The 15,352-nt window shown below is 57.6% G+C and carries 11 protein-coding genes; 9 read left to right on the forward strand and 2 right to left on the reverse strand.

The window, feature by feature from the left end; genetic code table 11:
• Positions 1 to 64: 64 nt before the first annotated feature.
• Positions 65 to 2,047 carry an AAA domain-containing protein gene (locus B9Z44_RS10675; RefSeq protein ID WP_245912808.1) on the forward strand — a complete coding sequence of 661 codons (1,983 nt, stop codon included), beginning with the start codon at positions 65 to 67 and terminating at the stop codon, positions 2,045 to 2,047.
• A gap of 160 nt (positions 2,048 to 2,207) precedes the next feature.
• Positions 2,208 to 3,809, forward strand: a complete 1,602-nt coding sequence (locus B9Z44_RS10680) for an AAA family ATPase (RefSeq protein WP_108402432.1) — start codon at positions 2,208 to 2,210, stop codon at positions 3,807 to 3,809.
• Positions 3,810 to 3,845: 36 nt separating this feature from the next.
• Here the strand turns inward: B9Z44_RS10680 and B9Z44_RS10685 are convergent, their stop codons facing one another.
• Positions 3,846 to 4,703, reverse strand: a complete 858-nt coding sequence (locus B9Z44_RS10685) for a symmetrical bis(5'-nucleosyl)-tetraphosphatase (RefSeq protein WP_108402433.1) — start codon at positions 4,701 to 4,703, stop codon at positions 3,846 to 3,848.
• Between the two features lie 13 nt (positions 4,704 to 4,716).
• Between B9Z44_RS10685 and B9Z44_RS10690 the strand changes: the two genes are divergently transcribed.
• Complete coding sequence (locus B9Z44_RS10690; protein ID WP_108402434.1) at positions 4,717 to 6,018, forward strand: hemolysin family protein; 1,302 nt, start codon at positions 4,717 to 4,719, stop codon at positions 6,016 to 6,018.
• On the opposite strand, the gene B9Z44_RS10695 is transcribed toward B9Z44_RS10690, so the two are convergent.
• Positions 6,002 to 6,742: a class I SAM-dependent methyltransferase gene (locus B9Z44_RS10695; protein ID WP_108402435.1), complete on the reverse strand. Its 741-nt coding sequence runs from the start codon at positions 6,740 to 6,742 to the stop codon at positions 6,002 to 6,004. The two genes, B9Z44_RS10690 and B9Z44_RS10695, sit on opposite strands and share 17 nt — an antisense overlap.
• Positions 6,743 to 6,829: 87 nt before the next feature.
• Between B9Z44_RS10695 and B9Z44_RS10700 the strand changes: the two genes are divergently transcribed.
• From B9Z44_RS10700 to B9Z44_RS10725, 6 genes are read left to right on the forward strand one after another with little or no spacing between them, the layout of a single operon-like run.
• Positions 6,830 to 8,527, forward strand: coding sequence for an NADH-ubiquinone oxidoreductase-F iron-sulfur binding region domain-containing protein (locus B9Z44_RS10700; protein WP_245912809.1), 1,698 nt, complete (start codon positions 6,830 to 6,832; stop codon positions 8,525 to 8,527).
• Positions 8,528 to 11,446 (forward strand): formate dehydrogenase subunit alpha, encoded by a 2,919-nt coding sequence (fdhF, locus tag B9Z44_RS10705; protein ID WP_108402436.1) that lies wholly within the window; start codon positions 8,528 to 8,530, stop codon positions 11,444 to 11,446. It abuts the gene before it with no gap.
• Between the two features lie 23 nt (positions 11,447 to 11,469).
• Positions 11,470 to 12,651: an ABC transporter substrate-binding protein gene (locus tag B9Z44_RS10710; protein ID WP_108402437.1), complete on the forward strand. Its 1,182-nt coding sequence runs from the start codon at positions 11,470 to 11,472 to the stop codon at positions 12,649 to 12,651.
• Between the two features lie 9 nt (positions 12,652 to 12,660).
• Positions 12,661 to 13,581, forward strand: a complete 921-nt coding sequence (locus B9Z44_RS10715) for a branched-chain amino acid ABC transporter permease (protein ID WP_108402438.1) — start codon at positions 12,661 to 12,663, stop codon at positions 13,579 to 13,581.
• 41 nt (positions 13,582 to 13,622) lie between these two features.
• Positions 13,623 to 14,597, forward strand: coding sequence for a branched-chain amino acid ABC transporter permease (locus B9Z44_RS10720; protein ID WP_108402439.1), 975 nt, complete (start codon positions 13,623 to 13,625; stop codon positions 14,595 to 14,597).
• Positions 14,594 to 15,352, forward strand: coding sequence for an ABC transporter ATP-binding protein (locus B9Z44_RS10725; RefSeq protein ID WP_108402440.1), 759 nt, complete (start codon positions 14,594 to 14,596; stop codon positions 15,350 to 15,352). Before B9Z44_RS10720 ends, B9Z44_RS10725 begins: the two co-directional genes overlap by 4 nt.

Consider the following 15,352-nt stretch of genomic DNA (forward strand, 5'->3'; position numbering starts at 1 on the left):
TTGCGCTGTTCAACACACTGTTCAACGTGATGTTCAACATGAGTTACGCCATGTGCGTGCCCTCATGCAATTGGAGCAAAAGGAAGATCAAGCGCAGTTCAAACTCAAAAATGCCAGTGCCAGCATCAAAGAGCGCCGTCGGCGTGGCCTGACTTGGTACCCCGTCACCATCACCCAAGAAGACATTGGTTTTGGTGGCAAGGTGGTGTTGGAGCTAGAGCGCCCAGCGCATCGGCAAGACCTGCATTTGTTTCAGGTGGGCAAGAACGCTTCGCTGTTCAGCAATGCAGCAGGCCAATCGTCAGGCCATAAGGAATCTGACAGGCCCACGCTCAGCGGTGTTGTCACCAGCGTGCGGCGCAACAAGCTGGTGCTGACCACCACCAAAGAAGCGCTGCCCGACTGGGTGCTGGACGGCAGCACCCTCAACGGCAGCACCCTCGGCATTGACCTGACGTTTGACGAGGTTAGTTACCGCGAGATGAACCAAGCCATGAGCGCGGTCATGGTCGCACACGGCAACCGCTTGGCCGAACTGCGCGACGTGCTGCTGGGCGTGAGGCAAGCCAGCTATCGCGAGCCCCAAGCCGACGACTTGTTTTACCCCAGTGCGCTTAACGACTCGCAGCTGGTGGCGGTGCGCCATGTGATCTCGGCGCAAGACGTGGCCATCATCCACGGCCCGCCCGGCACGGGCAAAACCACCACGCTGGTCCAAGCCATTTTGGAAACCATCCGGCGTGAGCGGCGCGTGCTGGTGTGCGCCCCCTCCAACACCGCCGTGGACTTGCTGACCGAAAAGCTGGCCGAGCGCGGTGTGAACGTGATCCGCATGGGCAACCCCAGCCGCGTGTCGGAGCTGCTGCTTCAGCACACTCTTGATGCTGGTGTGATGGCCCACCCCAGCTACGCCAAGATGCACGCGATGCGCCAAACCGCTGAGCAGCACCGAGACACGGCTAACGAACACGTTCGCCATTTTGGTTTTGAGGAGCGACAGCACCGCCAATGGCTGCGTGAAGAAGCGCGTACGCTGCGCCAATCCGCCGACGACTTAGAGCGCTTCATGACCGAGGACGTGCTCGAATCGGTGCAGGTCATCACTTGCACGCTGGTGGGTGCCAGCCATCGCCACATGCGTCACCTGAGCTTTGAGACAGTCTTTATCGACGAAGCCGCCCAAGCCTTGGAGCCGGGTTGCTGGATACCCATTGCCAAGGGCCAGCGCATTGTGTTGGCGGGCGATCACCTCCAACTGCCGCCCACTGTGAAAAGTGAACAAGCCGCCCGCGAAGGCCTGCGCGAAACCCTGTTTGAAAAGTGCATCCAGCGCCAACCCAACACGGCCCGCATGCTCACCACGCAATACCGTATGCACGAGCACATCATGGGCTTCAGCTCCGAGAAGTTTTATGGCGGCCAACTGGTGCCGCACGCCAGCGTGCGCCACGCTGGCCTAGAGGCTTATGACCTGCGTTTTGCACCCGACCTGCCAGTGGAATTCATCGACACGGCGGGCTGCGGTTATCAAGAAGTGGCCATTCCCGAAAGCCGTTCAACCGCCAACCCCGAAGAAGCCCACTTGCTGCTGGAGCGCCTGGCTCAGCTGCTGGCGCTGGGGGAGCCCACCGACCCAGACCAGCGCCCGCTGACCATTGGCGTGATTGCACCGTACCGCGCCCAAATCAACTATTTAAAAGACGCCATCGAAGACACCGAAGTGCTGAATGGTTTGCTGCTGCAACGCAGGCTCAGCGTGGGCACCGTCGATTCGTTTCAGGGCCAAGAGCGCGACATCATTGCCATCACATTGACGCGCAGCAACCCCCAAGGCGAGATCGGCTTTCTGTCTGACATCCGCCGCATGAACGTGGGCATGACCCGCGCACGGTGCAAGCTATTGCTGGTGGGCGATTCGTCCACGCTTTGCAGCCATCCGTTTTTTGTGGAGTTGTTGGCTTATGTGAAGGGAGTGGGGGGCTACCGTACAGCCGATCAGATGGCTGACATTGACCCAAACCTGCGGATACTTTTCTATGGAATTTAGACGCTGAAGATAGAAGTTATTTACTTAAAATGTATTAAAACTTGCAGAGTGTTAATTAGGTGAGTTGGCTACGTGATGTTGTGGGTGAGGGTTCATTGCTACCTAGTCATTTACCGATTTACTTGCTCTAATTTTTGTTCTCACTCCAAATAAGTCCCCCATGCATCTGCTCAATTGCCAAATCAAACAGTTCCGCAAATTTTTTGATCTCACTATCAGCGACATTCCAGCCAGTGCCAAATTGGTCATTCTTGCTGGTCCCAATGGCTCAGGCAAGTCCTCCCTCTTCGATGCTTTACTTTTGAAATACCGTATGGACACATCGTCCGGATGGAATAACGATACCAACTACTACGATCGGCCTCAGCAAAATGCAAGTGGCCTAAGCTCCAGAATCTCCCTTGCTACTGACGCCGACGCCAAAGGTAAATTTACTCGTGGCAGCCTTTACGTGCGCAGTGCGTACAGGAATGACCATGAATTCAGTACCAGTACTCTTAAACGTCAGGGTGCCATCCTAGACAACATTACCTTGAGCCGGCTGATCGAGCCAGACGCAACGGTTAGCAATAATTACCAGCGACTTGCCTCCCAAGCAATGGAGGATGTATTCGTTAACGAAGCGGTTACAACGACCATGGGCGATTACCGCGAAAAGCTGATCGGCGAGGTCCAAGAGCCGCTTAAGCGGTTATTCCCGGATCTAACTTTCACCGGTATCGGTAACCCTCTAGACAATGGTACTTTCCAATTCGATAAGGGTACTTCGAAGGGCTTCGACTATAAAAATCTTTCTGGAGGTGAGAAGGCTTCCTTTGATCTGATACTTGATTTCGTAGTCAAGCGGCGCAGTTATATGGACACAATTTACTGTATCGACGAACCGGAAAACCACATGAATACGCGGCTGCAGGGTGCGCTCTTGGGCGAACTCGTTAGCCTACTTCCAGGCAACTCTCAGCTCTGGATTGCATCCCACTCGATTGGGATGATGCGTAAGGCGCGTGAAATGTACGATGCCGACCCGGCCACGGTAGCCTTTATAGATTTCAGTGGTCATGACTTCGACCATGTAGTTACGCTCTCGCCAAGCAAACCGACTCGAGCCTTTTGGCAAGGAGTGATGCACATCGCACTTGACGATCTATCCTCACTAGTAGCTCCGAAGCAAGTGATCATCTGCGAAGGCAATCCTACGGGTGCGGTGCCAGGGAAGAACGCAGAGCACGATGCGCGCATTTACGGATCGATCTTCGGCAACGAAATTCCCGACGCCACTTTCATTTCTGCCGGTAACTCGAAAGAAGTGCAGAACGATTTCATTGGGCTTGCCACTGTGCTGCCGAAGCTCGCATCGGGCATGAAAATCATCCGTCTGATTGACTTAGACGACCACGCTCCAAATGATGTACTAGCCTTCAAGAATGAGGGCATTACCGTTCTGAGCCTACGGCATCTAGAGGCCTACCTTTATGACGATGAGGTGTTGACTGCCCTCTGCATATCGTTGGGGAAACCCGAGAAGGCGGCAGATTTGATCGCAGCCAAGAACGTTGCGATTGATAGCGTAAAGAGTCAGGGTCATCCTGCGGATGACATTAAGAAGGCTGCAGGCGCAATCTATGTTGAGGCTAAGAAAATATTGTCGTTAACGCAGGTTGGTAATGATGCCCCAGCATTCGCACGTAATACTCTGTCGAAATTAATAAAACCGGGAATGACTATCTATGAAAAGTTGCGCATGGACGTATTTGGGGTTTGAAATGGCCTATGGGGCAATGGCGGCCAGACTACTTGGCTAGGCCAACGGATCCATCGTCTGCGGGCACTTCACGCCGACTCGCTGCCACGCAGGTGCATCAGCCACGCTCAAATGCGTGTCTTTGGCTTCCAGCTTCGCCGCACTCAAGCACCCACCCCACACACACCCATCGTCTAGGCACACCACGTCTGGGCGGTCTTCAATGTGCACGGTAGACCAATGGCCAAAGGCCATCCGCACATCAGCGGTCAATCGGCCAGGCACATCAAACCACGGCATCAAATGCGCAGGCGCTTTGTCTGCACCTTCTTTCACGCTGAAATCCATCGCGCCTTGCGCATCGCAAAAGCGCAAGCGGGTGAGGGCGTTGACGATCACGCGCAAGCGGTCTGCGCCCTCTAGGTCATCACGCCACACATTCGGCAGGCCGCCATACATCTGCGGCATGAAGTGCACCCAGTCGTCGCTGCGCAGCACGGCCTCTACTTCTCCAGCCAGTGCCATGGTGTGCGCCGCTGTCCATTGCGGCAGCACGCCCGCATGCACCATCAGCACTTGGCCCACTTGCATGGCCATGTTTTGGTGGCGCAGCCAGTGCAACAACTCGTGGCTGTCGTGCGCGGTCAAGATGTCTTGAATGGTGTCTTGCTTGTTGGGTTGGCGCACGCCGCGTGACACAGCCAGCACATGCAAATCGTGGTTGCCCAACAAACATTGCGCGCTGCTGCCGAGCGCCATCAAACGCCGCAGCACGCCCACGTTGTTGGGGCCACGGTTGACCAAGTCGCCCAGTAAATAGAGTGTGTCGCGGCTGGGGGAGAACGCGAGGTGGGTTAACAAACGTTCTAAGGCTTCGTCACAGCCTTGCACGTCGCCAATCAAGTAAAGTGCCATGTAGGAGATTGTGATGGATGTTTTACTGATTGTTTTCTTAACGCTGCTCAATGGCGTGTTTGCCATGTCTGAGATGGCTTTGGCCTCCAGCCGCAAAGCACGCTTGGCGGCGTTGGCCGAGACGGGCGACAGTGGTGCGCAAGCCGCGCTGCGTTTGATGGCGCAGCCCACACAGTTTTTGTCTACGGTGCAAATTGGCATCACCTCCATTGGCGTGCTCAACGGCATCGTGGGTGAGGCCGCCTTCAGTGATGATTTTTCGTATTGGCTGTTGGCCCAAGGCGTGCCTGAAAACCTCGCCTCAGGTTTGGCCACGGCGTTTGTGGTGACCCTCATCACCTTCAGCACCATTTTGTTTGGCGAGTTGGTGCCCAAGCGCATTGGTCAGTTGTTTCCCGAGTCGGTGGCGCGTGTGGCTGCCCCCGTGATGTTGGCCTTGGCCACTTTGGCCAAGCCCTTTGTGCATTTGCTGTCTGCCAGCACCAGCGGTATGTTGAAGTTGCTGCGCATTGATGTGCATGGTGCCCGCACGGTGACGGAAGAAGAAATTTCGGCCAGCTTGGTCGAAGGCGTAGACGCCGGTGTGATCGAACAGCACGAACACCAAATGGTGCAAAACGTGTTCAACCTCGATGACCGTCCGCTCACCTCCATCATGGTGCACCGCTCTGACATTGAGTGGCTCGATGCCAAGCTGCCCGTGCCCCAAGCCTTGGCGCAAGTGGGTGCCAGCGGCGCGCACTCGTGGTATCCCGTGTGCCGTGGTGACTTAGACAATGTGGTGGGCGCGGTCAGTGTGTCTCAGCTCTTGCGTTTGCCACCCGGCACCGACATGACGGTCGAGGCTTTGGCCAAGCCTGTGGCTTTTATTCCTGAAACTTTGAGTGGTTTGGATTTGCTGGAGCAATTCCGCAAACCCGCCGAACGCGCCACAGCACACGGCCGCATGGTGCTGGTGGTGGACGAGTATGGCGTGGTGCATGGCTTGCTCACGCCACGCGATTTGCTAGAAGCCATCACGGGTGAACTGCTGCAAGCCACGCCCACCGATGAAGCGTGGGCCAAGCAGCGCGAAGACGGTTCTTGGTTGGTCGATGGCTTGATGCCAGTGAGCGAATTCAAAGCGCGTTTGACCATCAAAGAATTGCCCGATGAAGACCGTGGCATTTACAACACGGTGGCCGGTTTGGTCATGGCCATTTCGGGTGAGCTGCCCGCCGTGGCTGATGTGGTGGCTTTTGGTGAGTGGCGTTTTGAAGTGCTCGACCTCGATGGCCGCCGCATCGACAAACTCTTGGTCAGCCGCGTCGGTTAAACGGCACTTGGTACATCCACACCGGGCGGCCATCGCGGCAGGTGAGGATGGCGCTGGGAATCAGCTCTCGCGCTTCAAACTCTAAGCTCACCAGCCAAGCGCCACGGCGCAATTCGGCTTCTGCTTTTTCGACGGCGCGGGGCATGCTCTCAGGGCGTTGAAACAGGTAGACCATGTCAAAGCTGCGCCAATCCACCAGCCAAATATCGCCTTGGCGAATGCGCGCAAACGAGCAGCGCATGGCGCTGAGCACGCGCAACGGCCAGCTCATTTCGACGCCGTGAAGTTCGGCACGCGGGAACGCATCGCGCAGCGCCAACAAACCATCACCCATGCCACTGCCTGCGTCCAAAATGCGTGCGCCCGCGGGCAGCACGATGTGTTGCTGCAATTCGCGCAGTGCTTTTTTAGGCGTGGGGAACAAGGGCGCATCGCGCCATGCTTTGCGTGGGTAAACCAAAACAATTAAGCCCAACAAGAACAACCAACCAATCGGCGGCACGTTCAGGGTAGACGAAGACGCAGCCATGGAGAGCGGAAAACCCAACACGATCAAGGCTTTACGCATGGGGGTGTGTGCCAGCGCACTTAAAAAACCACCCAAACACGTGGCGACGATGAAGGCAATGGCTTCGCTCAAACCGACCAGTTGCAGGCCTTTGAAGATGAGCCAAGACGAACCCCAAGCAAGCAGGGCGGGAACGGGCCAAGTCATGAATTTCATGAGGAGGAATCATAGAGCCAACGTGACAGCTTATTCAGGTGGATTTGACTGAGAATCAAAGCCAATGGAATCCGTTCACAAGCTCACATGACTCAGTCCGCCACACACACGCTCAGCACCGTTGACCAGATGCGAGACACGCTTCGCCGCATCAGCCACCTCAAAGGGCGACAGCCCGATGTGCAGTCGCTGCAAGAGGTGCGGTCCTTGGTGCATGCGTTTGAGCGACGCGATTTGTTGATCGAGCATTTGCATGCGCTGAACGACGCTTACCGTGGTTTGTTTGAGCGCCACTTGGTGGCCTTGGCGCATGAGATGAAGCTGCCCATGGCCGAGGTGTTTGAGGTGGCCACGTTCTATCACCACTTCGAGGTGTTGCCCAATGACGCCACGCAGGCGGCCTTGACGGTGCGCGTGTGCGATGGCCTGAGCTGCGAGATGGGCGGTGCCAAACAGCTGCTGGCCAAGTTGCCCGCCCTCTTGGGTGCAGAGGTGCGCGTCATCCGTGCGCCTTGCGTGGGCCGTTGCGAACAAGCCCCTGTGGCCGTGGTGCACCAGAACGCTGTGCCGCACGCCACGCCCGACAAAGTGAAGGCTGCGGTGCAAGCCGGTCACACCCAACAAGCTTTGCCCGACTATGTGGACATGGCCGCCTATCTGGCCGATGGTGGCTATGCCTTGGCTGCCTCGCTGTCAAAGGGCACAGCCCAAACAGAGGATGTGTTGCAAGCCATGGAGGCCTCGGGTCTGCGTGGCTTGGGTGGGGCGGGCTTTCCGGCAGGGCGCAAATGGCGCATCGTGCGCGAGCAAACCGCACCGCGCGTGATGGCTGTCAACATTGACGAGGGTGAGCCTGGTACTTTCAAAGACCGCACGTATTTAGAGCGTGACCCGCATCGGTTTTTAGAAGGCATGCTGGTGGCTGCGCAAGTGGTGGGCATAGAGGCCATCTACATCTACCTGCGCGATGAATACCACGGCTGCCGCGCGTTGCTGCAACACGAGCTGGCTGCTTTGCAAGCTAACCCACCTTGCCCGCTGCCACACATCGAATTGCGCCGTGGCGCGGGTGCGTATGTGTGTGGCGAAGAGTCCGCCATGATTGAAAGCATCGAAGGCAAGCGCGGCGAGCCACGCATGCGCCCGCCTTACATTGCGCAAGTGGGTTTGTTTGGCAAACCCACCCTCGAACACAACTTTGAAACGCTCTATTGGGTGCGTGACATCGTGCAAAAAGGCTCACAGTGGTTCACCAGCTTTGGTGCCAATGGTCGCGTGGGTTTACGCAGCTTCAGTGTGAGTGGCCGCGTCAAACAGCCGGGTGTCAAGCTTGCACCGGCGGGCATCACGGTGCAGGCCTTGATTGACGAGTATTGCGGAGGCATGTTGGAGGGCCACACGCTCTATGCCTATTTGCCGGGCGGGGCATCGGGGGGCATCTTGCCTGCGCGGCTCAACCAAATTCCTTTGGACTTTGACACGCTGCAAGCACACGGTTGCTTCATTGGCTCCGCTGCCGTGGTGGTGCTGAGCCAGCACGACACCGCGCGTGATGCAGCGCTCAATGCCATGGCGTTTTTTGCACACGAGAGCTGTGGCCAATGCACACCCTGCCGCGTGGGCACTGTTAAAGCGGTGCAGCTGATGCAAGCGCCCACCTGGGACAACGCCACGCTAGAAGACTTGAACGAAGTGATGGTGGACGCATCCATTTGTGGCCTCGGTCAAGCTGCGCCCAACCCCGTGCGTTGTGTGCAAACCTATTTTCCACACGAGGTGGCTTGAATGATTGAATTCAAACTCAACGACCAATCGGTTCAAGCGTATGAAGGCGAGAGCATCCTCAAAGCCGCACAACGCAATGGCGTTGACATTCCGCACCTCTGCTACACCGACGGTTTGCGTGCCGATGGCAACTGCCGCGCGTGTGTGGTCGAGATCAAAGGCGAGCGCACTTTGGCACCTAGCTGCTGTCGCACGGCGACGGCGGGGCTGGAGGTGTTGGTGAGTGACCGCGCTATCAAGAGCCAGAAGATGGTTCTTGAAATGCTACTATCGGATATGCCTGATGTTGGGTACAAGTGGAACGATGCTTCTTCTCTCGCTGTTGCGACGGAGGATACGCCAGGCTCCTTATGCGGCGAGCCAAAATCGTCACCCGGCGCATCCCCCATCGCAGCAGGTGCTAGCGATGGCGGCGCTGTTGGTCAACATGGTGAGTTGAGTGACTGGGCTTCTCGCATGGGTGTCACCGTGCGACCTGCATTGCGTGCACTGCGTCGCGAACAACCCGCGTGTGATGTGTCCCACCCGGCGATGGCAGTGAATTTGGATGCTTGTATTCAGTGCAACCGCTGTGTGCGTGCCTGCCGTGAAGAGCAGGTCAACGATGTGATTGGCTACGCGCACCGTGGCGCGCAGGCGCAAATCGTGTTTGATTTGAACGACCCGATGGGGTTGAGCAGCTGCGTGGCTTGCGGCGAGTGCGTGCAGGCGTGCCCGACGGGCGCGTTGATGCCCAAAACACAAATTGGCTCGCAAGTGGTCGATCAAAAAGTGGATTCGGTGTGTCCGTTTTGCGGTGTGGGTTGCTTGCTGACCTACAACGTGAAGGACAACCACATCGTCAGCGTCGACGGGCGCGACGGCCCGGCCAACCACAGCCGTTTGTGCGTCAAAGGCCGTTTCGGGTTTGACTACATCCACAACCCACAACGGCTGACGGTGCCGCTGATTCGCAAAGCGAGCGTGCCCAAAGACCCAGACGCGTTGAACGCGCTCAACATCAACGCCTCCGATTGGTCGCAGGTGTTTCGTGAAGCCACGTGGGTAGAAGCCCTAGACCTGGCCGCATTCCAACTCAAACACGTGCGCGACACGCATGGCAAAAAAGCGCTGGCCGGTTTTGGCTCGGCCAAAGGCAGCAACGAAGAAGCGTATTTGTTCCAAAAATTGGTGCGCACAGGTTTTGGGTCTAACAACGTGGACCACTGCACACGCTTGTGCCATGCGTCTAGCGTGGCGGGGTTGTTAGAGGGCGTGGGCTCGGGCTCGGTGACCAACCAAGTGAACGATGTCGAGCACTCAGACTTCATCTTCGTCATCGGCTCTAACCCCACATCCAACCATCCTGTGGCGGCCACGTGGATGAAGAACGCAGCCAAGCGTGGCGCCAAGATTGTGGTGGCCGACCCGCGCGGCACAGACCTTGGCAAACACGCGTGGCGTACCTTGCACTTCAAGGCCGACACCGATGTGGCCATGCTCAACGCCATGCTGCACGTCATCATTGAAGAAGGCTTGGTGGATGAGGCGTTCATTCGTGACCGTGCCAACAACTACGACGCGCTCAAAGCCAACGTCAAAAACTTCAGCCCCGAGGCCATGGCCCCGATTTGCGGCATTGACGCACACACCTTGCGCGACGTGGCGCGTGCCTACGCCACCGCCAAAAGTGCCATGATTTTGTGGGGCATGGGCGTGAGCCAACACGTGCACGGCACCGACAACGTGCGCTGCCTGATTGCCTTGTCGTCCATCACCGGCCAAGTGGGCAAGCCCGGCTCGGGCCTGCACCCCCTGCGCGGCCAAAACAACGTGCAGGGCGCGAGTGACGCGGGCCTCATTCCCATGATGTTTCCCAACTACCAACGCGTGATCAACGCCGATGCGCATGCGTGGTTTGAAAAGTTTTGGGACACACCGCTTGACGACAAGCCCGGCTACACCGTGGTGGAAATCATGGGCAAGATATTGGCCGACGAGACCGACCCACACAAGATCCGCGGCATGTACATCATGGGCGAGAACCCCGCCATGAGCGACCCCAACCTCAACCATGCGCGTCATGCGCTGGCGTCGCTAGAGCACTTGGTGGTGCAAGACATCTTCATGACCGAAACCGCGTGGCTGGCCGATGTGGTGCTGCCCGCCACGGCATGGCCCGAAAAAACAGGCACGGTCAGCAACACCGACCGCATGGTCCAGCTCGGCTTGCAAGCCATTGACCCACCGGGTGATGCGCGTGCTGACTTGTGGATCATTCAGCAAATCGCACAACGCATGGGCCTGAGTTGGCACTACGCAGGCGAGCACCATGGGGTGGCCGAGGTGTATGACGAAATGCGTCAAGCCATGCATGCGGCCATCGGCGGCATCACATGGGAACGCTTGCAACGCGAAAGCAGCGTGACCTACCCCTGCCACTCCGAGGACGACCCGGGCGAGCCCACGGTGTTCAAACATCACTTCGCCACCGACGATGGCCGCGTGCACTTGGTGCCTGCAGGGTTGATCTCGGCCAACGAACAACCCGACGCGCAGTACCCGTTTGTCCTCATCACCGGTCGTCAACTCGAGCATTGGCACACCGGCAGCATGACGCGTCGCGCCGCGGTTCTGGATGCGATTGAACCCACAGCCACGGCCTCGATGTGCAGCGCCGACTTGCAAGCCTTGGGTGTGCAAGCGGGTGATGTCATGACCGTGGCATCGCGGCGCGGCCAAGTGAGCCTGCGTGTGCGTTTGGACGAGGGTACGCCACAAGGCGCGGTGTTCATCCCCTTCGCCTACCAAGAAGCCGCGGCCAACTTGCTGACCAATCCCGCGCTGGACCCCTTTGGCAAGATTCCCGAGCTCAAATACTGCGCTGTGTCCGTGACAGCGGGCGGTCAGTTAGCGCACCCCGCTGGTTTTAAAATCTAACCCTCATTTTTGGAGACTTGTTCATGCACGCTTTTCGCCGTTCTTTGATTGCCCTGAGTTTGGGCTTGGCTTGCGCATCTGGTTTTGCGCAAAACGACGCGACTGTGAAGGTCGGTTTGCTCAGCACCTTGTCAGGCCCCGGCGCGGGTTTGGGCGTGGACATCCGTGACGGCTTCCAGCTCGCGGTCAAGCTCTCGGGTGGCAAGTTCAGCGGTAAGGCCGTGGACGTCATCGTGGCCGATGACCAAGCCAGCCCCGATGTGGGTCGCCAAACCGCAGATCGTTTGGTCAAGCGCGACAAAGTCGACTTCATGACCGGCATCGTGTTCTCCAACGTCATGCTGGCGGTGGGTGCGCCCACCTTTCAATCGAAAACCTTTTACATCAGCGCCAACGCTGGCCCCTCGCAATACGCGGGCGAGCAGTGCAACCCCTACTTCTTCAGCGCGTCCTACCAAAACGACAACATGCACGAAGCCGTGGGCAAAGTGGTGACAGACAAGGGGTTTAAGAAGGTCGCATTGATTGCGCCTAACTACCCTGCAGGCAAAGACGCGATTGCTGGCTTCAAGCGTTTCTTCAAAGGCGAAGTGGCGTCAGAGACCTACACCGCTTTGAACCAACTCGATTACGGCACCGAGCTTTCCAAGTTGCGCGCCACCAAGCCTGATGCGGTGTACATCTTCTTGCCCGGCGGCATGGGTATCAACTTCATCAAGCAGTTTGTGGGCGCTGGTTTGTCGAAAGACATCACCTTGTTTGGCCCCGGCTTCTCAGGCGATGAAGACGTGATCAAAGCGGTGGGTGAACCCATGCTCGGCATGTTCAACACCTCGCAGTGGGGTCACGACATGGACAACGCGGCCAACAAAAAGTTTGTGGCCGAGTTTGAAAAGGCCTATGGCCGCTTGCCCACGCTGTACGCAGCCCAAGGCTACGACGCTGCACGCTTGATCGAAGCCGCCGTGCGTGACAGCAAAGGCAACTTGGAAGACAAAGCAGCCGTGCGCAAAGCGTTGGAGGCTGCCAAGTTTGATTCGGTGCGTGGTGCCTTCAAGTTCAACAAGAACCATTTCCCGATTCAAGACTACTACTTGCGCGTCATCACCAAAGACGCCAAAGGCCGCGTGACCAACCGCACCTTGAGCCCCGTGTTCAAAGCCCATGCGGATGCGTATGCAGCCAGCTGCAAGATGCCCAGCTAAGGCGTTTTGATGGATGGTATTTTGCTGTTCGAGCAATCGCTCAACGGCTTGCAGTTTGGGTTGATGTTGTTCTTGCTGGCCGCGGGCTTGACGCTCGTGTTCGGCATCATGGACATGATCAACCTCGCGCATGGCTCGCTCTACATGGTGGGCGCCTACCTGATTGCCACGGTGGCTGCGGCCACCGATTCTTTTTGGCTGGGGCTGGGCGCAGGTGTGGCCGGTGCTGCGCTGTTTGGTGTGTTACTTGAAGTGACTATCCTGCGTCGCCTGTATGAGCGCGACCACCTCTCACAAGTGCTGGGCACGTTTGCCATTCTCTTGATGTGCAACGAAACCGTGCGCTTGATTTGGGGCGCACAGCCCATCACGCTCAACCCTCCGGCGGCGCTCAGCGGCCCTGTGGAGTTGGTGAGCGGATTTTTCTATCCCGCGTATCGCTTGTTCATCATCGGCGTGGGTTTGGCCGTGGCTTTGTTTTTGTATGTGCTCATCACGCGCACACGCGTGGGCATGCAAGTGCGTGCAGGCGCGGCCAACCGCGAAATGGCCTTGGCCATGGGCAGCAACGTGACGCGTTTGTTCACAGCGGTGTTTGGTGTGGGTGCTGCGCTGTGCGCCATTGCAGGTGGCATGCTGGGCCCGCTGTTGGCCGTGCAAGTGGGCATGGGGGAGAGCATTTTGATTTTGGCGTTTGTGGTCATCGTCATCGGTGGCATTGGCTCGATACGCGGCGCGTTCTTGGGCGCGATGTTGGTGGGCGTGGTCGACACCGCAGGGCGCACCTTGGTGCCCATGGTGTTTGACTCGCTGCTCAGTGCCGAGGCTGCATCCAGTGCAGGCCCCGCTGTGGCATCTATCTTGATTTACATGCTCATGGCCACGGTGTTGTTCTTCAAGCCGCGCGGGTTGTTTCCGACACACGGTTAAGCAACGCACGACTTAGCAATACACAGCACAACAAATTTCCCATGGCCCATTCACCTCGCTCCACATCTTTAGACCACTCTTTGCAGTGGCGCTGGAGCGTGCCTGCGTTGCTGCTGCTATTGGCTTTGCCATTCATTGCCAATGCAGTGGGCGAAGGTTTTTACATTGCCTTGGCCAGTCGCATTTTGATTTTTGCGTTGGCCGCGACCAGCCTCAATTTCATTTTGGGTTTTGGTGGCATGGTCAGCTTTGGCCATGCCGCGTTTGTGGGCGTGGGCGCGTACAGCGTCGCCATGCTCACACAAATGGGCATCACCGACGCGTGGGTGTTGTGGCCAGCGGCGATGGTGGTGAGTGCTTTGTTTGCTTTGCTGATTGGCGCGATCAGCCTACGCACGCAAGGCGTGTACTTCATCATGATCACGCTGGCGTTTGCCCAGATGATTTACTACCTCACCATTTCCATCAAAGCCTATGGCGGTGACGATGGGTTGTCGTTGGCCACTCGTTCGCAAATTCCGTTGGTGGACATCAATGACGAGACCTCGTTTTATTACGTGGTGCTCGCTGTGTGTGTGGCTTCCATCTACGCCGTGGCCCGTGTGTTGAACGCACGCTTTGGCCACGTGCTGCAAGCCATTCGTGAAAACGAAGTGCGCATGCAAGCGCTGGGCTATGCGGTGTACCGCTACAAGCTGGCGGCGTTTGTGATGGCGGGTGCGTTGGCTGGTTTGGCCGGTGCGCTGCTGGCCAACCAAGGTGGCTTTGTCAGCCCCGCGCTCATGCAGTGGAGCCAATCGGGCTTGTTGATGATGATGGTCATCTTGGGTGGCGTGGGTCATTTGTATGGCGGTGTGTGGGGCGCAGTGGTGTTCTTGCTGCTGGAAGAAACCTTGAGCCACTTCACCATCCATTGGCAACTGGGCTTAGGTGCTTTGTTGCTACTGGTTGTGCTGCTGGCCCCCAACGGTTTGACCAGTGTGTTGCAACGCCTGCAGCGAAAGGACACGCCATGAGCGCGCCTTTGCTGCACGTAGATAACTTGGTCAAACGCTTTGGCGGTTTGGCCGCAACCGACCACGCCACGCTGCAAGTGCAGCGCGGTGAAATTCATGCGCTCATTGGCCCCAACGGCGCGGGTAAGACCACGCTCATTCATCAAATCTCGGGTGCGTTAGCGCCCGATGAAGGTCGCATTGTGTTTGATGGGGCAGACCTCACACACACGGCCATGCACCAGCGTGCGCATTTGGGCTTGGTGCGGTCTTATCAAATTACCAGTGTGTTCACGCGCCTCACTGTGCAGGACAACTTGGCGTTGGCTATCCAAGCGGGCAATTCGCAAGCTGTGGAAACTAGCTTCAAGTTTTGGCGTGCCGCACGCAGCGAGCATGCGCGTTATGCACGCGCCGCCGAGGTGGCCGAGCGTGTGGGATTGCAAGCGCAGCTCATGCAGTCCGCAGGTGCGCTGTCGCACGGCGAGCAACGCCAGTTGGAAGTGGGCTTGGCTTTGGCCACAAGTCCTAAGTTGATGCTGCTCGACGAGCCTATGGCTGGCATGGGCCCTGATGAATCTGAGCGCATGGTGCAACTGCTGCAAAGCTTGCGTGGTGACACCACGCTGCTGCTGGTCGAGCATGACATGGATGCGGTGTTTCGCTTGGCCGACACCATCTCGGTGTTGGTGTCGGGCCAAGTCATTGCGTGTGGCACGGCAGAGAAAATTAAAAACGATGCGGCTGTGAAGCGCGCTTACCTAGGCGACGAATAA

It is taken from the genome of Limnohabitans curvus (assembly GCF_003063475.1).
Taxonomy (GTDB): Bacteria; Pseudomonadota; Gammaproteobacteria; order Burkholderiales; family Burkholderiaceae_C; genus Limnohabitans; species Limnohabitans curvus.